This is a genomic window from Rhodococcus sp. IEGM 1409 (assembly GCF_030056735.1).
Lineage (GTDB): Bacteria > Actinomycetota > Actinomycetes > Mycobacteriales > Mycobacteriaceae > Rhodococcus_F.
This window is the reverse complement of sequence record NZ_JASHKN010000008.1, coordinates 1-24,272: the sequence shown is the minus strand read 5'-3', so window position 1 is coordinate 24,272 and position 24,272 is coordinate 1. Positions and strand designations below refer to the sequence as shown.

Here is a 24,272-nt window from a genome sequence, read left to right as displayed (position 1 = left end):
ATGACTCGATACGTACTCACCCGACTGGGCCAGGCCGCGGTTGTCCTGTGGGCCGCCTTCACCATCTCGTTCGTGATTCTGTTCCTCCTGCCGAGCGATCCGGTCAGCATGGCCGCGGACTCGTCCGCGCAGGGTGTTGCAGTGGATCAGGCTGCGCTCGATCAGCTTCGGGCACGATACGGCTTGGACCAGTCGGTGTGGGTGCAGTACTGGACATCGCTGACCAACGCTCTTCGCGGCGATTTCGGTACGTCGATCTCCACCGGTCAGTCGGTGACGGATGCCATCTTCTCGGCATTGCCGAGCACCCTGGTGCTGGCAACTACGGCTTTGGTTCTCGCCGTGCTGTTCGGAGTGGCGATCGCGTTCTTCGCTACCTACACCCGCAAGCGGTGGCTGGCGAACCTGCTGTTCTCGCTGCCACCTTTGGGTGTGGCAGTGCCCACCTTCTGGGTGGGTCTGATCCTCCTGCAACTCTTCTCGTTCCGTCTGCACATCTTCCCGGCATTCGGGGACAAGGGATTCGCAACGGTAATTCTCCCCGCGATCACCCTGGCGATCCCGACCGGCGCCGTTATCGCGCAGGTGCTCACGACCAGCCTGCAGTCGACGCTGCGTTCGCCGCACGTGGAGACCGCCTATGCCAAGGGCGCCAGCCGTTGGCGCGTGCAGACCCGTCACGCGTTGCGACTGGCGAGCATTCCGGCATTCACCATCGCCGGTGTACTGGTCGGAACTCTGCTGGCTGGTTCGGTGGTCGTGGAGACGGTGTTCTCCCGCGCGGGCGTCGGCCGTCTGACCCAGACGTCGGTGATGGCGCAGGACATCCCGGTGGTGCAGGGAGTCGTTGTGTTCGCCTCCCTGGTCTTCGTGCTCGTCAACCTCGTGGTCGACCTCTTCTACCCCCTGATCGATCCACGAATCATCCAGGCGAAGAAGACACGTGCCGAAAGCTCGAATACCGAAAGCTCGACCGATCTGGAGCCGGCCCATGTCTGACACATTGATCGAACCCTTACTCCTCGATCCGCGCGTCGAGGCCAAGGCGCCAGTTGTTTCGCGCCGAAGGTCGACTGCCATCGGCTTTATCCGTAAGCCCGGTCTGGTCATTCCGGTGCTGATCGTGCTGCTTGCCATCGGCTTTGCCGTCGCGCCCGGGTTCTTCGCCAGCGGTGATCCGTTGTCCGGCGTCCCGGCGGAAAAACTGCAGGGCCCGAGCCTGGCGCATTGGTTCGGAACCGACAACCTCGGGCGTGACCTGTACACACGCTTCGTCCACGGCGCTGCACTGTCCCTGACCGCGACTTTGGTAGCGGTGGGAATCGCGTTGGTAGCAGGATCGATCATCGGTCTGCTCGCGGGCTTTGTCGGCGGAGTCGTCGACGCCGTTCTGATGCGCATCGTCGATGTCCTGCTGTCCATTCCGGCACTGCTGCTCTCGCTGGCGTTGGTGACCGCACTCGGCTTCGGCACCATCAACGTCGCCATCGCGGTCGGCGTCAGTATGGTCGCCAATTTTGCGCGAGTGATGCGTGCCGAAGTGATGCGGGTGCGCGGCGCTCAGTACGTCGAGGCCGCGTTCAGCTCGGGTGTGCAGTGGCTCGGTGTCCTGCGTCGGCACGTGCTGCCCAACTCGTACGCGCCCGTGGTTGCGCTGTCCGCAGTCGAGTTCGGGCAGGCAGTTCTTGCAGTGTCGGCACTGAGCTTCTTGGGATTCGGCGCCGTTCCGCCTACCCCGGAATGGGGATCGCTGGTGTCCGAGGGGCGCAACTTCCTCGCCAATGCCTGGTGGATGACAACACTTCCCGGTCTCGCGATTGTCGCCGTGGTCATCTCGGCACACCGTATCGGCCACGAGATCGAAAGGAGCAACCGGCGATGAGCACGACCGAGGAACAGTTGCTTTCCGTCACCGATCTGCAGATCTCCTACGGCAACGAGCCCGCGGTATCCGGGGTCAGTTTCACCGTCGGCCGCGGCGAAGTGGTTGCCGTGGTGGGGGAATCGGGTTCGGGAAAGTCGACAACAGCCCACGCGATACTGGGCCTGCTCGCCGGCAGCGGCCACGTCACGGGCGGAAGCGTCGAGTTCGAAGATGACAGAATCGATTCGTACTCGGACCGAGCATGGCAGCGAATCCGCGGCGCTCGTATCGGTTTGGTGCCGCAGGATCCGACGACCTCACTCAACCCGGTGACCCGGATCGGCGACCAGGTTGCAGAAGTCCTGCGGATCCACGGCCTCGCCGACCGGCGCACAGCGCGGTTGGATGCCGTCGACGGGCTCGAGCGCGCGGGTATCGACCGCCCGGAAATCCGGGCACGCCAGTACCCACACGAGCTCTCCGGCGGTATGCGGCAACGAGTTCTGATCGGCATCGCTCTTGTGGCGAACCCGGCCCTCGTCATCGCCGACGAGCCGACCAGTGCTCTGGACGTCACGGTTCAACGACGCATTCTCGACCATCTCGACGAGCGAATCGCCGAATCCGGTGCCGCCGTGCTCCTTATCACGCACGACCTGGGTGTGGCCGCAGACCGCGCGGATCGGATCCTGGTCATGCAGGGCGGCAGGATCGTCGAATCCGGCCGTACCGCAGATATTCTGGGAGACCCGCGAGACGAGTACACGAAGAAGCTGCTGAACTCTGCGCCGAGCCTGTCCTCGGGGCCGGTTGATCGCCCGGTCCGTCAGGGTACGACACCGCTGCTGACGCTGACCGGAATCACCAAGCGTTTCAACGTCGGCCGCGGGAGTTCGATCACCGCGGTGAACGAAGTATCGCTGACTGTTCCGAAGGGTCAGACGGTGTCACTGGTGGGGGAGTCGGGCTCCGGCAAGTCGACCACCGCGCGCATTGCCGTGCGATTGGAGCAGGCGGACGCCGGCACCATCACCTTCGACGGACAGGACATCACGAAGGTCAAGGGCAGAGACCTGCGCGAGCTGCGTCGAAAGATTCAGCTCGTGTATCAGAACCCCTATGCATCACTCGACCCGAAATTGTCCGTCCAAGACATCGTGGCGGAGCCGTTGCGGGCCTTCAAGGTTGGAGGACGCAGTCAGCAACAGAGCCGTGCCGCCGAGCTGCTCGATCAGGTTGCACTGCCCGAGCAGTTCCTGAGCCGCAAGCCGGCCGAACTCTCGGGCGGCCAGCGTCAGCGGGTGGCGATCGCTCGCGCGCTCGCTCTGAAGCCGGATCTACTCGTTCTCGACGAGCCGGTGTCCGCTCTCGACGTCTCGGTTCAAGCGCAGATCCTGGCGCTACTCGACGAGTTGCAGCGGGAACTGGGCCTGACCTATCTCTTCATCTCCCACGATCTTGCGGTTGTTCGCCAGATCAGTGACGTAGTCGGCGTCATGCAAGCTGGGCGATTGCTCGAAATCGGCACTACCACCGAGATTTTCGACAATCCCCGAAACGAGTACACACGCACACTTCTCGACGCGATCCCCGGGCGGGATCATTCGACAGGAAAGGCCGAACATGTCCGAGCGTAGTTCCGGAGCATTCCTGGTCGGCCTCGAATTCGAGGGCACCGGAGCTCATCCGTACTCCTGGCGACGCGAGGATTCGCGCGCCGAAGATCTGTTCACGCCGTCGTACTGGGTGGACCTGGTGACCGCCGCGGATCGGGGTGGGGTGGATCTGGCGTTCCTCCCTGATTCGTTCGGGCTCCAATCCGAGGGCCAGCACGCTGTGCGGGGCAGGTTGGAGGCGGTGGCAACTGCGGCGAGGCTGAGTGCTGTGACCTCGCGCATCGGCCTGATCCCCACTGCGACGGTCACACACACCGAACCGTTCCATATTTCCAAGGCCGTCGCGAGTATCGACTACTCGTCCGCTGGGCGGGCCGGTTGGCAGGTCGCGGTGTCCGACACCGCCGAGCAGACGGCGTTGTTCGGCCGAAAGACAGTGCAGGGTCCGGAATCCGCGTGGGAGGAAGCGTCCGAGGCGGTCGAGGTGGTCAGTCGGCTGTGGGACAGCTGGGAGGACGACGCCGAGATACGTGATGCTGCGAGCGGACGATTTATCGACCGGGACAAGCTGCACTACATCGATTTCGAGGGAAAGAACTTTTCCGTCAAGGGTCCGTCGATCACGCCGCGCTCGCCACAGGGTCAGCCGCTGATCGCCGTCGACGCGAGTCGACCGGAGGCCCGCGAACTCGCTGTTGCACGCGGAGATCTGATTCGGATTTCGGCAACCGACCTCGGCGAGGCGAAAGCCACGGGCAAGCTGGTCCACACGAGTGCGGCTGCTCTCGGGCGCAGCGTCAGAGTTCTCCTCGATGTCGACGTGCTTCTCGGGGCCGATCGCGGAGCCGCCGACGACGCTTTGGCGGAACTCGAGGAATGGGCGGGAGCGCCGTATGCACCGCACTCGCTGTTCTATCGCGGTGACAGCGCGGGTTTGACTGCGCTGCTGCGTGAGATCGGTGGGCTCGCCGGGATCGACGGTGTGGTTCTGCGTCCCCTGGCGCTGGCCGCCGCAGTGGACAAGATCGCGACGGACGTGGTGCCAACTCTCAATCCGCGACCGAGTACCGCCCCGACACTGCGCGAGCGGTTGGGCTTCGAGTTGCCCGTCAATCAGTTCGCGTCGCGCGAGTAAAGAACAGGAACACCGATGACACAGAACAGGATTCGCAAGCAAGTTCATCTGGGCGCTCACTTTCCCGGAGTGAACAACACCACGGTGTGGACCGATCCGGCGTCCAAGAGCCAGATCGAGTTCAGCTCGTTCGAGCATCTCGCACGCAGTGCCGAACGCGGATTGTTCGACTTCTTCTTCCTCGCAGAAGGTTTGCGCCTACGCGAGCATCAGGGCAAGATTCACAACCTCGACGTGGTCGGGCGCCCGGACACCTTCAGTATTCTCAATGCGGTTGCCGGTGTGACAACACATCTAGGCCTGGCCGGGACGATCAACACCACGTTCAACGAGCCGTACGAGTTGGCCAAGCAGTTCTCGACGCTCGATCATCTCTCCGACGGCCGCGCCGCCTGGAACCTGGTCACATCCTCGGACGCCTTCACCGGCGAGAACTTCCGCCGCGGCGGGTATCTGGAGGATTCCGAGCGGTATGCACGCGCCAACGAGTTGGTCGACGCAGTACGGACGCTGTGGGACAGTTGGAGCATCGACCGTCCGATCGTCGACCGTGAGCGCGGTGTTTTTGCCACCGACCAGCAGGTCGGACAGTTCCAACACTCCGGTAAGCAGTTCGACATCGCCGGACGCTTCGAAGTACCACGGAGTCCACAGGGGCACCCAGTTCTGTTGCAGGCAGGTGACTCCGACGAAGGACGCGAGTTCGGCGCGGCCAAGGCCGATGCCATCTTCACCGGGCACGGAACCCTCGAAGCGGGCAAGGCCTTCTACGCCGACGTGAAGGGGCGCCTGGCCAAGTACGGACGCACGCACGCAGACCTCAAGATTCTCCCCGCCGCCACCTTTGTCCTCGGGGACAACGCAGCGGACGCACAGGAGAAGGCGTATCACATCCGGCGGCAGCAGGTCGGACCCCAGACTGCCATCGCTTTTCTCGAACAGGTGTGGGGCAGGGACCTTTCGCAGTACGACGCCGACGGCCCATTGCCGAAGGAAGATCCGTCGGACGACGTCAACATCACTCGCGGACGCGTCCGTCACGTCAAGGATCCGCGAGCGGTCGCCGATCAGTGGCGAGCGAAGGCAGAGGCCGGAAACCTCAGCATCCGTGAACTCATCATCGAAGTGACTGCCCGCCAACAGTTCGTGGGCAGTGCCGCCGAGGTGGCTGCCGAGATCGACAGCTACGTCCAGGGCGACGCGAGCGACGGCTTCATCCTCGTTCCCCACCTCACTCCCGCGGGCCTCGACGAGTTCATCGACACCGTCGTACCAGAACTGCAGGACCGCGGCAGTTTCCGGACCGAATACTCAGGAACCACTCTGCGCAGCCATCTCGGGCTGCGCCACCCGCACGAGCAGGCTGAAGGAGTCCGCGCATCATGACCGTTACCGACACGTCCACCAGCACCTTCGCCGGCGATTGGAATGCTTGGCATGCCTCGCGCGACGCGACCTTCAGCGAACCACTCGGCTGGCTGAGCCTGACTGCGTTGCATTGGCTGGTGGACACCGATTCCACGTTCGCAGACCTACCTGGTGCATGGCGCGCCGACGCGAATGCCGTAGTCGTCACCGCAACGCAGGCAGACGATCTCTCGATCGACGGTGTCGCAGTGGACGGTTCAGCCACCCTGAATCCGATCGAGGGCGCGCCCGGCCTGATCGTCAAGCAGGGCGCGCGGCTGGTCGAGGTCATCCGCCGCACCGGCGAGGTGGCCCTGCGGATCCACGATTCGTCAGCCCCGGCTTTGGCGCAGTTCAGTGGTATCCCGACCTTCGAGCCGAACCCGCAGTGGCGCATCGACGGTGTCTTCACCGCTTTCGAGGAGGCACGCACGGTAACGACGGGTGCGGTCGTCGAGCGCCTCGAGCATCATCACGACGCCCGCGGAACCATCAGCTTCGACTACGACGGAGAAACGCATACGCTGATCGCGTTCGCGGGCAAGGACAACGGCTTTCACATCCTGTTCACCGACGCGACCAGCGGGGTGTCCACCTACCCGGCAGCACGCTCGCTGCACGTGAGCGCACCGGAACCCGGTGGCGCGGTAACCCTCGATTTCAATCGGGCGTCGAACCTGCCCTGCGCCTTCACCGATTACGCGACGTGCCCCGTGGCCCCCGCCGAGAATCGTCTGACGTTCGCGGTGGAAGCCGGCGAGAAGACACCCGACGCCCACTCTGAAAGCGCACCGAGGTGAGCGCGCCGCTGTCCGTACTCGACCTCTCGCCGATCAGTGAGGGCGGAACCGCCCGCCAGGCTCTGCGGAATTCGCTGGATCTGGCGCGCTCTGCCGAGGCCTGGGGATACAAGAGGTACTGGGTCGCCGAACACCATTTCGTCGGTGTCGCCTCGTCGTCACCGGCAGTGCTTGTCGGGCTGATCGCGGCCGCCACCAACACCATTCGGGTCGGCTCGGCCGCCGTGCTGCTGGGCAACAACACGGCAGCACAGGTGGTGGAAGCCTTCGGTACCGTCGAAGCGTTGTATCCGGGGCGAATCGATCTGGGTATCGGGCGCAGCGGTCAGCGTCGGGTGGAGGCACTTCGTGCTGTCGCTGCCGGAAAGCCTGCCCCCACAGAATCGAAGCGGGAGAACGCCGTACGTGAGGGCGTGGTGATCCCGGCGCCCTTCGATCCGACCGGGCTCCTCACGTCACCGAGGTTGCAGGCGTCATTCGAGGCATTGGCGTTTCCGGGCGCGCAGGCTCCCGATTTCGAGCAGCAGGTCGACGACATACTCTCGCTCCTGAACGGTACCCACCGCACCCGCGACGGTATCGAATTGCACGCCAGTCCCGGCGAGGACGCCGACGTCGAATTGTGGGTGTTCGGAAGCAGTGCAGGCCCCAGTGCCGAACTCGCCGGTCGACTCGGATTGCCGTTCGGTGCGAATTACCATGTTGCGCCGTCGAGTACGCTCGACGCGGTCGAGGCATACCGTGCGGCATTCCGGCCGTCGGCAGTTCTTTCCCAGCCATACGTTGTCGTGTCCGCGGATGTTGTTGCCGCGGAGGACGATGCGACGGCGAGAGAGTTGGCGTCGACGTTCGGGCATTGGACGTACAGCATCCGCAGCGGGCACGGCGCCATCCCGTACCCCGATCCGGAGACAGCGCTCCCACTCTCCGATGCCGACAAAGCAGTGGTGGAGGACCGGCTGATCACGCAGTTCGTCGGTTCGCCCACTACCGTCGCCGACAGGCTCGACAGTCTGCAGAAGCTCACCGGGGCGGACGAATTGGTGATCACCGGAGTGACCTATCGACACGAGGATCGCCTGCGCTCGTATGAGTTGCTCGCCAAGGAATGGGGGCTGCCCGCGCTGCTGGCAGCATGAGCTTGCCGCGCTTTGCGGACAAGATCAGGACCGCGAAGCTCACGCCCCGACAGCACCGGCGATCATCGGCCACGATGCACGCATATCAGCTTCGAAGAGTCCCCAGGTGTGGGTGCCCTCGGGGCGGAAGCTGAACGTCGCGGGAATTCCGAGTTGACCGAAGCGACCCTGCAACGCGGCAGTGCACATGTTGGTGATGCCTTCGAGCACAGCGCCGGGAACGACCCCGGCAGCCATCGCCAGTGAGTTGATTCCGTCCACCGGGCCGGGAAGTCCGTTGCCGGTCGAGATGAACAGTGTTGTACCGCGCAGTTTCTCGGCGTTGATCAGCGGGTCGTGCGCAGCCCACTGCGGGCTACCCCACGGCCCCCACATGTTTCCTGCGTTACCGCCGCCGAGTATCTCGACCATCGAACGCACCGCAGCCTGACCGAGCGGGTCGCCGGCGCGCGGGCAGCCGCTGTACGAGCCGACGGCGCGATAGGTGCCCGGCGACTGGATCGCAAGGTCCAGAACCGGTCCACCGGCCATCGACACACCACCGAGCGCGTTGACGCCGGTCGTGTTGTACCGAGCGTTGACTGCTGCCGGTAGTTCCTTGGTGAGGTACGTCTGCCATTTGTTGCGCCCGAGCACCGGATCGTCGGCGTTCCAATCGGTGTACATGCTGAACTTGCCGCCGACCGGCATGACCACGTTGACGTGCTTGTCGTTGAAGAAGTCACGAACTCCGGTGTTGTTGAACCACGAGATCCCGTCCTCGCCGCCGCCGACGCCGGTCAACAGATAGAACGTCGGGGCAGCGCCGCCGCCGGCCGGGGAAATCACGTCGTTGGCGATCCAACGGTCCATCGAGGGGGAGTAGACGTCGATGCGACTGACCACGGAATCCGCGCTCGCGGTCGGCGCGCTGAGGCCGAGAAAGCCGGCAGCCATGGCCACCGCCATCGTCAGCCGAACCGTGAAACGACGTGTCTTCATATTTCCCCCCAGGCGCAAGCCGGACAGCGTATTTGTGCCTTCCAACAGTGGCACAATGCGAAGAAGAGTGACGAATGTCCGGGTAACAGTCCGATAAGAAGATGGAGACAATTGCGTGGGACCGCAGTCGCATCACCCCGAATCCGACGTGATTCGGCTGGCCTTCGGGCTGGCTGCGATCACTGCCGGTGCGGCGCGCAGAACCGCTGGTCTCGCCCTTGATTCCGTGCAGCGGATCCCCGTAGTCGGCGGCACTCTCGACGACGCGATCACCCAGGTCACCACCCGTGGCACCGAAGCGATTCGTTCGACCGCGGAATTCGCCGACTCCGCCTTGCGGACGGTGATCAAAGCAGTCGTCGACGCTGCTCTGGCCGAAGTCGACATCACGAAGATCGTCGTCGACCACGTGGACATCGACAGGATCGCCGAAAACATCGACGTGGACAAGATTGCCGAGCGGGTCTCGCTCGAACCGATCATCGACCGGGTCGACGTGGACGAGATCGCAAGTCGTCTCGACGTCAAAGCGGTGATCGATCGCCTCGATCTCGACGGGATAGTCGACACGGTCGACCTCGAACGCCAGGTCAATCGCATCGACCTCGTCAAGATTGCCGACCAGGTCATCGAGGGAGTCGACCTCCCACAGATGATTCGTGAATCGACCGGCTCACTCTCCACGGAAGCCGTGCACGGAGCGCGGGTGCAGGGCATGCAGGCGGACGACGCTGTCGCCGGGTTCGTCGGGCGGCTGTTCGGCCGCGACAACGCACCGTCGCCAGAAAAGCCGTCGCCAGAAAAGCCGTCACCAGAGACCGATCCGGACACGAACGCAGGCGAACGCTAGTGGCCCAGGAGAGTTCCGGCCCGGCCGGCATCGTCACCCGTGGACTTGCCGGACTGATCGACCTGGGCGTCGTCCTGCTCCTGATGGGTTCCGTGTACGTGGGCTTCGCCTTCGTACGACTGCTCTTCTCACCGCAGAGTTTCACTTTCTCGGAACCGGGAATCTTTCTGTCCACGACGGCATTTCTCGGTGTCTCGGTGGCTTATCTGACTGCCTGCTGGGCGACCACCGGCCGGACCGTCGGCTCCCTCGTGATGGGGCTGCGGGTGATCACGTCCGGGCATCGCCTCGTGCGCTGGCCGTTGGCGTTCGTCCGCGCGGTGCTCTGCGTACTCTTCGCCTTCGGGTTGTTGTGGTCGGCGGTCGATCGACGACGACGATCGCTGCAGGACATCGTTCTGCGCACCGAGGTCGTCTACGACTGGCGTCAGGACCCGGATCTGGTGGCACCGCACGGAGGCGAGCACGCATGAGTGAACCCAATCGCCCGGACGAGCGCTTCACTCTCGCCAGTGAGCGCACCTTCCTCGCCTGGATGCGTAGCTCACTTGCCTTGTTGGCGGGCGGCATCGCCGTTGTCCAGTTGGTGCCGGAGTGGAGCACCGGGTGGGTCCGCACGGCGCTCGGTTTGATCCTGATCGCACTCTCGGCGGCAGCCGCACTGGTAGGTATGCGACGCTGGCTACAGGTGAAGAAGGCGCTCGAGGACGGAGCCGCGATGCCGGAACCGCACGCACTGTGGCTGTTTGCCCTGGCGTTGGCGGGGGTTGCCGTGGCAGCCGGTATCGCGACGGTGGTCACCAGCCTCGCTCGCTGATATACGCAGAGAAGTCCTTGCGGTGTCTGGATAGTCTGCAAAGAACGAGAAGCATGTCAGAGAAGTAAACGAAACAGACGACAAGGGAGTGCACGGTGGCGCAGGAACTCAAGCTCGGATACAAGGCCTCGGCTGAGCAATTCGGCCCTCGCGAACTGGTAGAGCTGGCAGTTCTGGCCGAGCAGCACGGCATGGATTCCGTTGCGGTGAGCGATCATTTCCAGCCGTGGCGCCACAACGGTGGGCACGCGCCGTTCTCGCTCGCCTGGATGACGGCCGTCGGTGAGCGCACCGAGCGTGTGCAGATCGGCACGTCCGTGATGACGCCGACGTTCCGCTACAACCCGGCGGTCATCGCTCAGGCGTTCGCGACGATGGGATGTCTCTACCCGGGACGCATCATGCTCGGCGTCGGCAGCGGCGAGGCTCTCAACGAGATCGCGACCGGCTTCCAGGGCGAGTGGCCCGAGTTCAAGGAACGGTTCGCGCGGCTGCGTGAGTCCGTGCGGTTGATGCGTGAGCTGTGGCTCGGCGATCGCGTCGACTTCGAAGGTGAGTACTTCACCACTCGCGGCGCCTCGATCTACGACGTTCCCGAGGGCGGGATTCCCGTCTACATCGCGGCCGGTGGACCGGTTGTCGCCCGGTATGCGGGACGTGCCGGCGACGGCTTCATCTGCACCTCGGGCAAGGGCATGGAGCTCTACACCGAGAAGCTGCTTCCGGCGGTCGCCGAGGGCGCAGCCAAGGCCGAGCGCGACGTCGCCGACATCGACAAGATGATCGAGATCAAGATCAGCTACGACACCGACCCGGAGGCTGCGCTCGAGAACACGCGCTTCTGGGCGCCGCTGTCCCTGACACCGGAGCAGAAGCACAGCATCGAGGATCCGATCGAAATGGAAGCTGCTGCCGACGCTCTGCCCATCGAGCAGGTGGCCAAGCGCTGGATCGTCGCTTCCGATCCCGACGACGCGGTCGAGCAGGTCAAGGCCTACGTCGACGCCGGCCTGAACCACCTGGTGTTCCATGCACCGGGCCACGATCAGCGCCGGTTCCTCGAACTGTTCGAGCGCGACCTGGCGCCGCGGCTCCGCGCACTGGGCTGACGTAACCCAGAAGCTGATCACGGTGCCTGCCACTCGACGTGTGGCAGGCACCGTTCGTCTTTCTCGTAGCTGCCGGTTATCGGCACGAGCGTGAGCGTGGCCACGATCAGTGGCAAGGTGGGCGGCGGCCCACACTAGGCTGTTGGGCATGCCAGAAGCGCCCGCTGCCGTGTCGAGTGTCTACGTCGCCTCTCCTGAAGGTGACACCGGAAAATCCACCATCGCGCTGGGCGTGCTGCAGATGCTGTGCGCGACCGTCGCCCGGGTCGGTGTGTTCCGCCCGATTGCTCGCTCGACCGAGGAAACCGACTACATCCTCGAACTGCTGCTCGAGCACACCACCGCCGATCTCTCCTACACCGACGCACTCGGCGTCACCTACGAGCAGGTTCACGCTGACCCTGAAGCCGCTCTGGCCGACATCGTCGCGAAGTATCACACCGTGGCAGAGCAGTGCGACGCTGTCGTCATCATCGGAAGTGACTACACCGACGTCGCAAGCCCCAGCGAACTGAGCTTCAACGCCCGCATCGCCGTGAACCTCGGCGCCCCGGTCCTGTTGGCGGTACGCGGCGCTCGGCGCAGCGTCGAGGAAGTCGCCCAACTCGCGCACCTGTGCGCCGCCGAGTTGGCAGCCAACCACGCTCATCTGCTCGCCGTCGTCGCCAACCGTTGCGATCCCGACAAGCTCGACGAGGTCACCGCAGCGCTGTCCGACATCGGTGTTCCGACGTGGAGCCTGCCGGAGATTCCCCTACTCGTCTCACCGACGATGGCCGAGTTGATGGAAGCCACCGGCGGCGAGTTGTATTCGGGTGACCCGGAACTGCTGCACCGCGAGGCCCTGAAGGTGATGGTGGGCGGTATGACCGCCGAGCACATCCTCGAGCGTCTCGTCGAGGGCATGGTCGTGATCGCACCGGGCGACCGCTCGGACGTCCTGCTCGCGTTGCTCAATGCTCATGAGGCGGAGGGTTTTCCGTCGCTCGCGGGCATCATCATGAACGGCGGGATCACACCGCACCCGGCCATCGCGGCGTTGATGGCCGGCCTCAAGCAGCGGCTTCCGATTCTCACGACAACCCTCGGCACTTTCGACACCGCAAGCGCCGCAGCCCAAACCCGCGGACGCGTGGCAGTCGGTTCGCAGCGAAAGGTCGACACCGCGCTGAGCTTGATGGAACAGCGCGTCGACGCCGACGTCCTGATGGACCGACTGGCGCTGCCGATTCCGTCGGTCGTGACCCCACAGATGTTCGAGTACAAGCTGATCGATCGTGCTCGACGCGACCGCAAGCACATCGTCCTGCCGGAGGGTGACGACGACCGGATCCTGCGTGCTGCCGGTCGACTGCTGCAACGCCAGGTTGCCGACCTGACGATCCTCGGCGACGAACCCAGTGTGCGTCGGCGCGCAGCGGAACTCGGTGTGGACATCAGTGGCGCACAGGTACTCGCACCTGCGCAGTCCGAGTACACCGAGCGCTTCGCACAGGAATACACCGCGCTTCGTGCACACAAGGGCATGACCATCGAACGAGCCCGCGAGGTGATCGCCGACATCTCGTACTTCGGAACGATGATGGTGCACTTGGGTATTGCCGACGGCATGGTCTCCGGTGCCGCCCACACCACCGCTCACACGATCCGGCCCTCCTTCGAGATCATCAAGACGGCCCCCGGCGTCTCGACGGTCTCGAGCATCTTCCTGATGTGCCTGGCCGACCGCGTTCTCTCCTACGGCGACTGCGCCGTGGTTCCGGATCCGACGTCGGAGCAGTTGGCGGACATCGCGATCTCGTCGGCACAGACGGCGTCGCAGTTCGGGATCGATCCGCGTATCGCGATGCTCTCGTACTCCACCGGCGATTCGGGTAGCGGAGCTGACGTCGACAAGGTTCGTAGCGCGACCGCACTGGTGCGCGAGCGTCGCCCGGATTTGTTAGTGGAAGGGCCCATTCAGTACGACGCCGCTGTCGAGCAGAGTGTCGCGGACAAGAAGATGCCGGATTCGTTGGTGGCGGGCAAAGCCACGGTGTTCGTGTTCCCGGACCTGAACACCGGCAACAACACGTACAAGGCAGTCCAGCGTAGCGCCGGCGCAATTGCCGTCGGCCCGGTTCTGCAGGGACTGAACAAGCCGGTCAACGACCTCTCGCGTGGTGCGTTGGTCCAGGACATCGTCAACACCGTGGCTATCACGGCAATTCAGGCACAGGGAGCGTAAGAGTGAGCGACGGCACCGTACTGGTCATCAATTCCGGCTCGTCATCCATCAAATTTCAACTTGTGCACCCGGATACTGCGGAATCGGTGGCGCACGGTCTCATCGAACGCATCGGTGAACCCGACGGACACATCGTCTACAACCACCGCACCGGAGTCGAAGATCGAAGCCTTCCCATCGCCGATCACCGCGCGGGTCTGAAGATGGTGCTCGACATCGTCGCCGAGGTCGGACGGCCGCTGAGCGAGGCCGGAATCATCGCAGTCGGTCACCGCGTCGTGCACGGTGGTGACATCTTCTATTCGCCGACGCTCATCGACGACGGCGTCGTGAAAGCCATCGCGGATCTGTCGAACCTTGCGCCGCTGCACAATCCGGCCAACGTGATCGGTATCGAGGTGGCGCGCGAAGAACTGCCCGATGTTCCGCACGTAGCCGTGTTCGACACAGCGTTCTTTCATACGTTGCCCGCGGCAGCGTCGACGTACGCGATCGATCGGGACGTGGCCAAGGCCAACCAGATTCGCCGATACGGCTTCCACGGGACCTCACACGAATACGTGTCGGGACGCGTCGCGGACTTCCTCGGCAAGGATCCGGCCGAGCTGAATCAGATAGTTCTGCACCTCGGAAACGGCGCTTCGGCCTCGGCGATCAAGGGCGGCAAGGCTATCGACACCACGATGGGTCTCACCCCGCTCGAGGGTCTTGTCATGGGCACCCGTAGCGGCGACATCGACCCCGGCATCATCTTGCACCTCAACCGCAACTCGGGAATGAAGGTCGACGAGATCGACGACCTCCTCAACCGTCGTTCCGGTTTGAAAGGTCTCTCGGGAGTCAACGATTTCCGTGCTCTGCTCGCACTGATCGAGGGCGGCGACGAAGACGCAAAACTTGCGTACGACGTCTACGTACACATGCTCCGTAAGTACATCGGTGCCTTCATCGTTCAACTCGGCGGCGTCGATGTCATCACCTTCACCGGCGGCGTCGGGGAGAACAACATCGACGTACGACGCGACAGCCTGGCCGGCCTTTCCCGTCTCGGTATCGAGGTCGACCCAGCTCTCAACGAGGCGAAGAGTCGCAGCGAGCGTCGTATCTCCGCGTCCTCGTCGGCCGTCGAGGTACTCGTGGTCCCCACGAACGAGGAATTGGCGATCGCCCGCGCGGCAAAGGCTTTGGTGGTCGCGCTGTAAACCTCGGGGCGTCCGTCAGAAATTGCTGCGGGGACGCACCGCATTCGCCCGGTCGACGAGGGCGTAGCGGTGCGTGCGGGAAGTCGTGGCGCGAGCGAGGGCGCGAAGGCAGGCCTCGGCTCCCGTACGCAGACCCTGCTCGGTGAAGGGGAGATCGAGGATGGGTTCGAGTTCGGTGTGCGAGCGGTTGCCGTAGCGAATCCAATCGAGTGCCGTGCCCAACACCAGGGTTCGCATCTGCAGGCTTCGGCTCTCCTCGGCCGGTAGCGCCCGAACGCGCCGGGCGGCTTCCCGCAGAGTCGATTCGTCGAGTTCGGCGATCGGAACGCCGGACAGCATCGTCAGCGCGCTCGACATCCGTGCGACGTTGTAGTGCCGAGATGACGTGGGTACTTCGTCGAGGGCGGCGATCGCGGCCTTCTTGTTGCCGTGATCGGCGAGTTGGCGAGCGAGCCCGAACGCAGCGCTCACGTAGTTCCGTTCGGTCCGCCAGACGGTGCGGTAGTACTTTTCGGAAAAGCGGCACCACTGGTCCGGGTCGTCGCTCTCCCAGTGCTGGAGAATCAGTTCTGCCGTCGCTGCCAACGCCAGCTTGGGTGCAGCCTCGCCGGGCAGCGCGGTGAGGACTGTCTCGAAATGACTGAAAGCGGGCTCGAATCGGCCTGACTGCAACGCCGCAAGTCCTCGATACCACTCGATCTTCCAGTGGTCACCGATGCTCTGCTGGAGTTCATCCAGAACAGTCAGTGCGGTTTCCGGATCGCCGAGATCGAGATGAGCCTTGGCCTCTGCCAGCCGAACCTCGCCCGAGATGGAAGCCGCCGGTATGCCGGATGTTCGGTCGATGCCGTTCTCGCGGGCGTGCTTGAGCGCATCGAGAGTCTGAGACGGTTCACTGTGCACGGCTGCCGCCAGCAACGGCGCACTGGGATCGGTGGGGTCGACCAGTGGAATGGGAAGCGCGTGCGCGACTTCACGCGGATCGAGAGCGGCGTCGTGGCTGACGCCGTCAACGTACACATCGGTTTGTCCGACCAATTCGTCGGTGCCGAAAGATGTTCGCTGCCTACTGAACACGAGCGAGAGTCCGGGATTCTCCTGCCCGGTCTGCTCCGCGAGGATTTCTCGCAGAACGCCGGTGAGCTGGCCCGCGATCTCCTCGGCGGACTGGAATCGCTTCTTCGGGTCCGGGTCGGTGGCGCGCAGCAGCAGGCGGTGAAAGAACTCGTGGTCTCGCAGCAGTGGCTCGTCCTCGGGTTCGGGGAGGCCCTCGAGGTACCGCCCGTGCTTCGAGGGCATGTCGAGGGTGAGAACCGCGAGTGTTCTTCCGACGGTGAAGATGTCGGACGCGATAGTCGGGCCGGTCTCGATAATCTCCGGCGCTTGATAACCGGCAGTGCCGTACAGGTATCCGTAATCTTCGATTCCGGACACGGCGCCGAGGTCGATCAACTTCAACTGATCCTCGGTGACCATCACGTTCTCGGGTTTGAGGTCGTTGTACGCCAGGCCGGTGGAATGCAGATAGCTCAGCGCCGGAAGGATTTCCAGTACGTAGCCGATCGCCTGCTCGATCGGCATGTGCTTGCTGTCGGGGAATTCGGCCAGCACCTCGCGCAACGATCGTCCGCCCACGTACTCCATGACGATGTACCCCATGGGTGTGCCGTCCGGGCGCGGATGCTCGACGAAATTGAAGATCTTGACGATGCTGGGGTTGGCAACCTCGGCGAGGAACTGACGCTCGGCCACCGCGACGGCCTGCGCTTCGGAATCACCGAAATGCAAGAGTCCCTTGAGAACAACCCATCGGTCGCTGACATTGCGATCGATTGCGAGGTAGATCCATCCCAGACCGCCGTGCGCGATCGGTCCTTGAACCTCGTACTGGCCCGACACCAATTCGCCCTCTTCGAGGAGCGGGCGAAAGTCGAAGGTGGAACCGCATTTGGGGCACGTTCCGTGCTGAGTTGCCTTGGTGCTTGCACTCTTACGGCCGACAGGTTCGTTGCACTTCCAACAGAACCGTTTTCGTTCGGGGACCGTCGGGTCACTCATCACCGCGGATGCCGGGTCGATCTGGGGAACGGGGGGAACCTCGACCAGACCGCCGCCGAGGCGCAGCTTGCGTCCCGACCGGCTGCGGCGGGATCGGGTGGAACGGCCGGTGGGGGAGGAGGACGCAGACGGCGTGGTTCCCCGCATCTGGGCCGAAGTCGGTTCGAGACGCTCGTAGGCGCCGGTGGCTTCGGGTTCGGGTCGTAGGGCTGCCTGCGTGGAGTCAGGCTCGCGGTGAACTGCCTGCGTGGAGTCAGGCTCGCGGTGAACTGCCTGGGTGGAATCGGGCTCGGGGCGTAGGGCGGCCTGGGTGGCGTCGGGCTCGGGGCCGGTCTCTTCGGTCATGTCAGCCTCAATCCCGGTAGACGGCCGGCGGGGGACCGGGTGACGGACCGAGGACACTGAGCCAGCGGTCGTAGATGCGGTTCCAGGTCCCGTCGCCCCGGATCCGATCCAGTGTTCCGTTGACGAATCTGACCAGATCGGAGTTGTCCTTGTTGACGCCGATTCCGTACGGTTCGACGCCCAGTGATCCGCCGACCATCATCAGGTACGGATCCTGCGAGGCGAGGCCGGCGAGAATCGTGTCGTCGGTGCTGATCGCATCCACCTGACCCTGCTGCAGGACGACCAGGCAGTCGGACCACATCGGGACGGTCACGACGGTGGCTTCCGGTTGGAGCTGCTGGATTCGAGTGGCCGACGTCGTTCCCCGGGCAGCGCAGACCCGTTTGCCTGCGAGGTCGTCGATGCCGCGGACGGGTGACCCCTGCAAGACCTGAATTCGTTGTTCAGCGGAGAAGTACTGCGTCGAGAAGTCGACCTTCTCGCGCCGGTCACACGTGATGGTCATGGTTTTGACGACCACGTCGACCATCGATTCCTGAAGCGCAGCGATCCGGTCGTCCGACGTCAGGATCCGGTACTCGATTTTCTCCGGGTCGCCGAGCAGATCACGGGCGATCTCGCGGGCGATGTCCACGTCGAAACCCTCGAGGCGTCCGGTGGCGGGATCGCGAAAGCTCATGAGATTGGAACCGGTGTCCAGGCCCACGATCAGTCGCCCGCGGGCTCGGATGGCGTCGAGGCTCGGTGTGGGTGGTTGCGGCGAAGCGTCCGCGGGGGTGGGCCGCAGGCTTGCAGTGAGGTTGGTGCACGCGGTGGTGGTCGTCGGCGTCGGGCTGGGAGCGATCGTGGCCTCGGCGGGTAGTGGCGGTTCCGTGTACGACGTGGCGGCTGCGTTGTTCAGGTCTTCGACTCGTTCCGCACCGCACCCAGCGAGTAGCAGCACGGTCGCGGCAAGAATCGCGATGCATGCAACCGGGCGCTTCCGCTGTACCCCTGCTGTTCTTGTCACCGCTGTTCTTGTCACCGCTGTTCTTGTCACTGATACTCCCGCAGTCGGGGCCAGAACCCGATGAAGATTCCGGATACACCGAGAACTGCCAATACAGTCATGCCCGGTGCGGAGGCCGCCAACACACGTGAGGCGTACGAGACGTCGGATCGCAGATTTGTACGCGAATCCACGATTCCCTGCCAGAGTTCGTGATCGAGCTTTCCGTACTCCGCGGCCGAATCCTGTTCTCCGGCGCCGATGGTGATGGCTGCGGCGGATGTGAAGTCGCCGTTTCCGAGACGGTCGTACATGCGCGTGTGCGCAGCCACCCACTGCTGGCGCGAGTCGAGTGCGGCGGTCAGCACTTCGCTGTTCACTCGGGCGCGATCATCGTCTTGCAGGCGCTCGAGGATGTCGCGCAGAGCGTCGACCTTGCGGGTGAACGTCACGTTGTCCTCGGCGGTTGAATCCCGTCTCGCCAAGGTGAGAGTTTCGACGGTGCGTGCTTGCTGCGCCATGATTCGTGCTTCGGTCAGTTCGTGCAGTGGCTCGGCGCCCGCGTCGAGAGCGCGTCCGGTGGCCAGCGCGGAGACCAGTCCGACAGTGAGCAGCCACAGCAGCGCTGCCGCGACCGCGAGCGAGGCGAGGATCAACCCGAGATTGAAGCGTCGGCGACTCTTGCGGGAGAAGTACACCTGCACCGCGACCAACGCGCACAGGACAAGGACGAATGCCACGATCGGCCACCACGGTGGAGTCTCGAAATCTCGCTGTACCTGGGAGACCAGAGTCTCCTGCGACGCGTGCAGTTGCTGAGCCATCGGCAGCAGCGAGGTTTGCATCAACTGCGAGGCCTCGCTCAAGTACGCTGCCCCGACCGGGTTTCCGACGCGATTGTTTGCCCGTGCGGTTTCTACCAGCCCGGTGTAGACGGACAGGTCGGTCGAGATGGTGGTCAACGCGCTGTGGCCGGCAAGATCCGTCGAGTCGAGGCCGGCCGATGCCTGCACGATCTCGGCCGACGCCTCACCGATCGACTGCGTGTAGCGGTCGCGTACGTCGGCGGGTTCGAGGCCGCCGGAGATGAAGGCAGTGGCCGCGGCGGCGTCTGCCAACGACAGCGCGCTGTAGAGATTCTGAGCGGAGTTGGCGAGAGGTTCGGTTTCGACGAGGAGGAGGTCGAGATTTGCCTGACGGTTCTCGATCGCTGCAGTGGCGAGAAGTCCGGCGATCAGGGTGATCGCGATCAGGATCAGTCCGACGACAGTCAGCCGACCAGGTGTGGACGACACGAATGCCTGGAGTTCGCGCCTCAGAAGCGCGCGCTCGTCCTGCGGCGACACGGACGTGGCTTCGGAGGGCGGCAGCGACCGGGGTTCGATGGACGGGACGACACGGTCGACCATCGAGCACCTCACTTCGCTGCTGTAGTCGGGCTACCGAGAAATGATGCCGCCGAGAAATGATTCAGGGCATCTTCGCGAGCATATAAGCATCACCTACACCTGGAGCAGATTGAAACGGTTAGTGTGGGACAACGGCGAGTGCAGGCGGAGCGAGGTAGTCGATGCGTGGTGACGGTGACGGTTGGTCCATCGGGTCGGACGGTACGCGGCATTGGGGTAAACACGGTGCCGCCGGGCTGCTCTTGCGCGCCCCCGATTCGGACGGATCGCCCATGGTCCTGCTGCAGCATCGTGCTGCGTGGAGCCATCAGGGCGGAACGTGGGCACTGCCCGGCGGAGCGCGGGACTCACACGAGAGCACGACGCACGCCGCTGTCCGCGAGGCACACGAAGAAGCAGGTATCGCCGAGGACGCCGTCCGCGTTCGCGGGGAGGTAGTCACCATGCGCGCCGAGAGCGGGTGGACTTACACCACCGTCGTAGCTGATGCGGCGCATCCACTGTCGACGGTTGCCAACGGTGAGAGCACCGAGCTGCGGTGGGTCCGTGAAGCCGACGTCGACTCGCTGCCACTGCATCCGGGATTCGGTTCCTCGTGGCCCGAACTCCGGACTGCGCCTGTTCCAACCGAGACCGGAGACCAGCAGCCCGGCGATCAGCACAACGCAGCCCCGCACACCGTCGTATTCGAAGGCGGCGGATTCGGATGGTTGTCGGGCAATTCCACCGAGGACAGTGACCAGAACCTGTCTGAGGTGAGCAGTACCCAGTCGTAACAACTCGAGTCTCAACAGTTCACACACAGCAGAAGGGCCGGACTCCTCAAGAGTCCGGCCCTTCTGTGTTTCGGTCGTCGACCGAAACGAGGCTCAGCTGAGCGAGTTCAGCGCCGTGATGAAGCTGACCGCGGTGATACCGAGCTTGAGCAGCTCGCTGACCTTGCCGAGGTTCAGGTCTTCGAGCGATTCGGTGCTGAGTGAGCCGGTGTCGAGGGATCCCATTTAAAACTCCTAGGTTTCGGTTAGTAACTGGGAGTAAACTACAACAAACCGAATGGGATGAAACACGCAATCGAAATAAGTGTGATCAAAATCACTCAATGGGGCATATTGGATATTCAATCACACCTAGGAACTGGGGGTTTGTTGTCTGATCGGACAACTTCCGTTCATGTTTCACGCGAGGCGTGCTGACCCGTAACTGTGCGGATTTGTCCCGGCAAACAGTTGACAGTCGCCAGTTACCGGTTTTCAGCGTCCGGCGACTGCCGCGGCGAGGCGTTGCGCGGCCGCCTGGGGATCCGACGCTTGCGTGATTGCACGCACGACGACGATGCGAGTGGCACCGGCATGGAGCAGCTCGGGCAGGCGTTCCTCGTCGATGCCGCCGATCGCGAACCAGGGGCGCGGCGGTGCGGCGTCGGCAGTCGATCGAACCAGTTCCAGGCCGGAAGCACTTCGATTCGGTTTTGTCGGCGTCGCCCAGACCGGCCCGGTGCAGAAGTAGTCGACGCCCTCTTCGATGGCGGCAAGACTCGCCTGCGCGCGGCTGCTCGTCGAACGGCCGATGACGACGTCTTCGCCGACAACAGCTCGCGCGTAGGGGACGGGAATGTCGTTCTGGCCGAGGTGGAGGATGTCGGCACCGGAAGCCATGGCGAGATCCGCGCGATCGTTGACGGCCAACAACGCGCCGTGGCGTCGCGCTGCAGTTGCGAGAATGCCCAGCGCTACCAGTTCGTCTTTGGCCTCGAGCGGACCGAACTCGCGCTCACCGGCAGAGCCCTTGTCGCGCAATTGGATGATGTCGACTCCGCCGGACAATGCTGCCTCGGCGAACTGCGCGAGGTCGCCTTTCTCGCGGCGCGCGTCGGTGCACAGGTACAGCCGTGCTGCTGCCAGGCGCTCGCGCCGGTCGATGACGTTACTGGGATGTGTGGGGTGCACGGAGCAAACGGTAGCCTCTAGGGAGCAAGGTTCGACACGGGAGTCCTGAAACGTCGTCGTCACTTTTTGGTCGTGACTGCGAGGTTCGTAGGGCTGAGAGGGGATCGCGACCAGATCCCGACCGTCAGACCTGACCCGGATCATGCCGGCGCAGGAAGTGGAGGTGGAGTTTCGTGAATACACACGCTCGTACGGTGTCGGTGGTCGGCGGCGGTGTCATCGGTCTCGCCATAGCGTGGCGCGCAGCCCGCGACGGCTGGTCCGTTCGGTTGTACGACCCGTCCATCGGATCAGGGGCTTCGTGGGTGGCGGGCGGAATGCTTGCCCCACTGTCCGAAGGCTGGCCGGGTGAGGAAACAGCGTTGACCGTCGGCGCGGCCTCCCTGGAGCGGTGGCCGACGTTCGGTGAAGAGCTCGGAAAATTCGGGCCCTCGGTCTTCACTGCGGACAGCTCGCTGACGGTCGCTCTCGATGCTGCCGACGCGCAGGACCTGCAGACCATCGCCGAATGGGTGAGCTCGCAGGGCCATGAACTCGAAATCCTCGGCCGCGCTCGCATCCGTGAACTCGAACCGATGCTCGGCCGGGGCATCAGATCGGGACTCATGGCTGTCGGTGAGTCCGCCGTCGACAACAGACTGCTGCTGGAGGCGTTGCAGAAGGCCTGTGTGGAATCCGGCGTCGAATTGATCGCGCGTGCCGTCAACGACCTCGCCGAACTGGATACCGATCAGATAGTGCTCACCGCCGGTATCGCGTCACCCAAGCTGTGGCCCGGGCTGCCAGTGCGGCCGGTCAAGGGTGAGATCCTTCGTCTGCGCAGCAGACCTGGAGTCACCCCGGCGCCCAGCCGCACAATCCGCGGAAGCGTCCACGGACGACCCGCGTATCTCGTCCCGCGCGGCGACGGAATCGTCGTCGGCGCAACACAATACGAGTCCGGTGAAGACACACAGGTCACCCTGGCGGGAGTGCGGGACCTGATCAACGACGCCGAGGCGCTGATGCCCGCCATCGGCGAATACGAACTCTACGAATGCGCGGCAGGCCTGCGTCCCATGACGCCGGACAACCTGCCGTTGATCGGGCGCGTGTCCGATCGTGTTGTCGTCTCCACCGGGCACGGCCGCAACGGCGTTCTACTGACGCCCGTCACCGCAGATGCAACGCTCGCGTTGTTGAACGGCACATCTTTGGTCGAGGTAAAAGGAACCGAACCCGAGCGGTTCGCAGCAGCTAAGGAAAATTCATGAGTGAGCAGGTCCCGATCGGGATCACCGTCAACGGCGAAGATCTCGAGTTCGATCGAGCAGTCACGGTGACCGAACTACTGACGCACCTCGAGTTGCCCAGTAAGGGCATCGCCGTCGCCGTCGACGGTGCACTGTTTCCGCGCGGGCGTTGGGACGAATCCGTCGGACGTGGTTGGGAAATCGAGATCCTCACGGCGGTGCAGGGTGGCTGAGCAGGATCTTCTCACCATTGCGGGCCGTAGTTTCGGTTCCCGGCTCATCACCGGGACAGGTGGCGCCGCCAACCTCGCGGTGCTCGAAGAAGCGCTGGTTGCCTCCGGCACCGAACTGACCACCGTCGCGATGCGGCGAGTCGACGCGGCCGGCGGCACGGGGGTACTGGACCTGCTCCGACGCCTCGGAATCGAACCGTTGCCGAACACCGCCGGTTGTCGCGGAGCCGCTGAAGCAGTGCTGACGGCGCAGCTGGCACGGGAAGCACTCGAGACGAACTGGGTGAAACTCGAAGTCATCGCCGAAGAGCGGACACTGCTGCCCGATGCGATCGAACTAGTTTCCGCCGCAGAACAATTGGTGGACGACGGTTTCACCGTCCTGCCGTACACGACAGACGACCCGGTGCTGGCGCTCCGCCTCGAAGAGGTCGGTTGCGCGGCAGTCATGCCGCTCGGTTCACCTATCGGCACCGGGCTTGGTATCGCGAATCCGCACAACATCGAGATGATCGTCGAGCGCGCCGGCGTGCCCGTCATCCTCGACGCCGGAATCGGAACGGCCAGTGACGCCACCCTTGCCATGGAGTTGGGCTGCGACGCCGTCCTACTTGCGACAGCGGTGACGCGCGCCAAGAATCCCGCGCTGATGGCGTCGGCGATGCGGCACGCAGTGGTAGCCGGTTTCGAGGCGCGTCACGCCGGCCGAATCCCGAAGCGGTTCTGGGCCCAAGCGTCGTCCTGACGGACCATTCCCGGGTGTTTTCTCAGGGTTATGCCCGGATTGCCCGACTTCGTGTCCTACCTGAGTACCACTCGGAACTAGACCTGTGGCCGATGTGCTGGTCATTGCCGATAGGGCACAGTTCTCCTCATGATTGAACTGAGGGGATTGACCAAGGTTTACGGAC

At 63.9% G+C, this 24,272-nt stretch carries 23 protein-coding genes and 1 riboswitch; of the genes, 17 read left to right on the top strand and 6 right to left on the bottom strand.

Annotated features, from left to right (window positions below; genetic code table 11):
- The 7 genes from QM716_RS20125 to QM716_RS20095 are packed head-to-tail and all read left to right on the top strand — an operon-like array spanning position 1 to position 7,961.
- Positions 1 to 999, top strand: a complete 999-nt coding sequence (locus tag QM716_RS20125) for an ABC transporter permease (RefSeq protein ID WP_283305849.1) — start codon at positions 1 to 3, stop codon at positions 997 to 999.
- Positions 992 to 1,882 carry an ABC transporter permease gene (locus QM716_RS20120; RefSeq protein WP_283305848.1) on the top strand — a complete coding sequence of 297 codons (891 nt, stop codon included), beginning with the start codon at positions 992 to 994 and terminating at the stop codon, positions 1,880 to 1,882. The genes QM716_RS20125 and QM716_RS20120 overlap by 8 nt, the downstream gene beginning before the upstream one ends.
- A complete protein-coding gene (locus QM716_RS20115; RefSeq protein ID WP_283305847.1) occupies positions 1,879 to 3,501 on the top strand; it encodes a dipeptide ABC transporter ATP-binding protein in 1,623 nt (540 codons plus the stop codon). Before QM716_RS20120 ends, QM716_RS20115 begins: the two co-directional genes overlap by 4 nt.
- On the top strand, positions 3,488 to 4,615 hold the full coding sequence (locus QM716_RS20110; protein ID WP_283305846.1) for an LLM class flavin-dependent oxidoreductase: 1,128 nt from the start codon (positions 3,488 to 3,490) through the stop codon (positions 4,613 to 4,615). Before QM716_RS20115 ends, QM716_RS20110 begins: the two co-directional genes overlap by 14 nt.
- Positions 4,616 to 4,630: 15 nt before the next feature.
- On the top strand, positions 4,631 to 6,001 hold the full coding sequence (locus tag QM716_RS20105; protein ID WP_283305845.1) for an NtaA/DmoA family FMN-dependent monooxygenase: 1,371 nt from the start codon (positions 4,631 to 4,633) through the stop codon (positions 5,999 to 6,001).
- The gene (locus QM716_RS20100) at positions 5,998 to 6,822 is read left to right on the top strand and encodes a DUF1684 domain-containing protein (RefSeq protein WP_283305844.1); all 825 of its coding nucleotides are present in this window, start codon (positions 5,998 to 6,000) and stop codon (positions 6,820 to 6,822) included. The genes QM716_RS20105 and QM716_RS20100 overlap by 4 nt, the downstream gene beginning before the upstream one ends.
- The gene (locus QM716_RS20095) at positions 6,819 to 7,961 is read left to right on the top strand and encodes an LLM class flavin-dependent oxidoreductase (protein WP_283305843.1); all 1,143 of its coding nucleotides are present in this window, start codon (positions 6,819 to 6,821) and stop codon (positions 7,959 to 7,961) included. The genes QM716_RS20100 and QM716_RS20095 overlap by 4 nt, the downstream gene beginning before the upstream one ends.
- A gap of 39 nt (positions 7,962 to 8,000) precedes the next feature.
- On the opposite strand, the gene QM716_RS20090 is transcribed toward QM716_RS20095, so the two are convergent.
- Complete coding sequence (locus QM716_RS20090) at positions 8,001 to 8,942, bottom strand: alpha/beta hydrolase (protein WP_283305842.1); 942 nt, start codon at positions 8,940 to 8,942, stop codon at positions 8,001 to 8,003.
- Between the two features lie 115 nt (positions 8,943 to 9,057).
- On the opposite strand from QM716_RS20090, the gene QM716_RS20085 reads away from it, so the two are divergent.
- The 6 genes from QM716_RS20085 (at position 9,058) to QM716_RS20060 (ending at position 15,147) form a co-directional block, all read left to right on the top strand.
- Positions 9,058 to 9,792 (top strand): hypothetical protein, encoded by a 735-nt coding sequence (locus tag QM716_RS20085; RefSeq protein ID WP_283305841.1) that lies wholly within the window; start codon positions 9,058 to 9,060, stop codon positions 9,790 to 9,792.
- On the top strand, positions 9,792 to 10,265 hold the full coding sequence (locus QM716_RS20080) for an RDD family protein (protein ID WP_283305840.1): 474 nt from the start codon (positions 9,792 to 9,794) through the stop codon (positions 10,263 to 10,265). The genes QM716_RS20085 and QM716_RS20080 overlap by 1 nt, the downstream gene beginning before the upstream one ends.
- Complete coding sequence (locus QM716_RS20075; protein WP_230816265.1) at positions 10,262 to 10,609, top strand: YidH family protein; 348 nt, start codon at positions 10,262 to 10,264, stop codon at positions 10,607 to 10,609. Before QM716_RS20080 ends, QM716_RS20075 begins: the two co-directional genes overlap by 4 nt.
- Positions 10,610 to 10,704: 95 nt before the next feature.
- A complete protein-coding gene (gene fgd / locus QM716_RS20070; RefSeq protein ID WP_003944371.1) occupies positions 10,705 to 11,718 on the top strand; it encodes a glucose-6-phosphate dehydrogenase (coenzyme-F420) in 1,014 nt (337 codons plus the stop codon).
- A 148-nt stretch (positions 11,719 to 11,866) separates the two neighbouring features.
- On the top strand, positions 11,867 to 13,945 hold the full coding sequence (pta, locus tag QM716_RS20065) for a phosphate acetyltransferase (RefSeq protein WP_283305837.1): 2,079 nt from the start codon (positions 11,867 to 11,869) through the stop codon (positions 13,943 to 13,945).
- Between the two features lie 2 nt (positions 13,946 to 13,947).
- Entirely contained in the window at positions 13,948 to 15,147 is a 1,200-nt protein-coding gene (locus QM716_RS20060; RefSeq protein WP_283305836.1) for an acetate kinase, read from the top strand.
- 15 nt (positions 15,148 to 15,162) lie between these two features.
- Here QM716_RS20060 and QM716_RS20055 read toward each other — a convergent pair whose 3' ends face one another.
- Genes QM716_RS20055 through QM716_RS20045 form a run of 3 tightly spaced genes read right to left on the bottom strand, consistent with a single transcriptional unit; the run spans position 15,163 to position 19,950 of the window.
- On the bottom strand, positions 15,163 to 17,550 hold the full coding sequence (locus QM716_RS20055; protein WP_283305834.1) for a serine/threonine-protein kinase: 2,388 nt from the start codon (positions 17,548 to 17,550) through the stop codon (positions 15,163 to 15,165).
- A 7-nt stretch (positions 17,551 to 17,557) separates the two neighbouring features.
- The gene (locus tag QM716_RS20050) at positions 17,558 to 18,562 is read right to left on the bottom strand and encodes a glutamate ABC transporter substrate-binding protein (protein ID WP_283305833.1); all 1,005 of its coding nucleotides are present in this window, start codon (positions 18,560 to 18,562) and stop codon (positions 17,558 to 17,560) included.
- Between the two features lie 26 nt (positions 18,563 to 18,588).
- Positions 18,589 to 19,950 (bottom strand): GlnX family signal transduction membrane protein, encoded by a 1,362-nt coding sequence (locus QM716_RS20045; protein WP_283305832.1) that lies wholly within the window; start codon positions 19,948 to 19,950, stop codon positions 18,589 to 18,591.
- A gap of 161 nt (positions 19,951 to 20,111) precedes the next feature.
- Here QM716_RS20045 and QM716_RS20040 point away from each other — a divergent pair, with 161 nt between their 5' ends.
- Complete coding sequence (locus QM716_RS20040) at positions 20,112 to 20,726, top strand: NUDIX hydrolase (RefSeq protein ID WP_283305831.1); 615 nt, start codon at positions 20,112 to 20,114, stop codon at positions 20,724 to 20,726.
- A gap of 93 nt (positions 20,727 to 20,819) precedes the next feature.
- Here QM716_RS20040 and QM716_RS20035 read toward each other — a convergent pair whose 3' ends face one another.
- Both QM716_RS20035 and thiE read right to left on the bottom strand, forming a co-directional pair.
- Positions 20,820 to 20,951 carry a hypothetical protein gene (locus tag QM716_RS20035; protein ID WP_269068504.1) on the bottom strand — a complete coding sequence of 44 codons (132 nt, stop codon included), beginning with the start codon at positions 20,949 to 20,951 and terminating at the stop codon, positions 20,820 to 20,822.
- Between the two features lie 249 nt (positions 20,952 to 21,200).
- Entirely contained in the window at positions 21,201 to 21,896 is a 696-nt protein-coding gene (gene thiE / locus QM716_RS20030) for a thiamine phosphate synthase (protein WP_283305830.1), read from the bottom strand.
- A 26-nt stretch (positions 21,897 to 21,922) separates the two neighbouring features.
- Positions 21,923 to 22,070, top strand: a riboswitch (TPP riboswitch).
- Between thiE and thiO the strand changes: the two genes are divergently transcribed.
- From thiO to QM716_RS20015, 3 genes are all read left to right on the top strand, one after another.
- Positions 22,070 to 23,149, top strand: a complete 1,080-nt coding sequence (gene thiO / locus QM716_RS20025) for a glycine oxidase ThiO (protein WP_283305829.1) — start codon at positions 22,070 to 22,072, stop codon at positions 23,147 to 23,149. It overlaps the preceding riboswitch by 1 nt.
- Positions 23,146 to 23,361, top strand: a complete 216-nt coding sequence (gene thiS / locus QM716_RS20020) for a sulfur carrier protein ThiS (protein WP_003944402.1) — start codon at positions 23,146 to 23,148, stop codon at positions 23,359 to 23,361. The genes thiO and thiS overlap by 4 nt, the downstream gene beginning before the upstream one ends.
- Complete coding sequence (locus QM716_RS20015) at positions 23,354 to 24,106, top strand: thiazole synthase (RefSeq protein ID WP_283305827.1); 753 nt, start codon at positions 23,354 to 23,356, stop codon at positions 24,104 to 24,106. Before thiS ends, QM716_RS20015 begins: the two co-directional genes overlap by 8 nt.
- Positions 24,107 to 24,272: the final 166 nt, after the last annotated feature.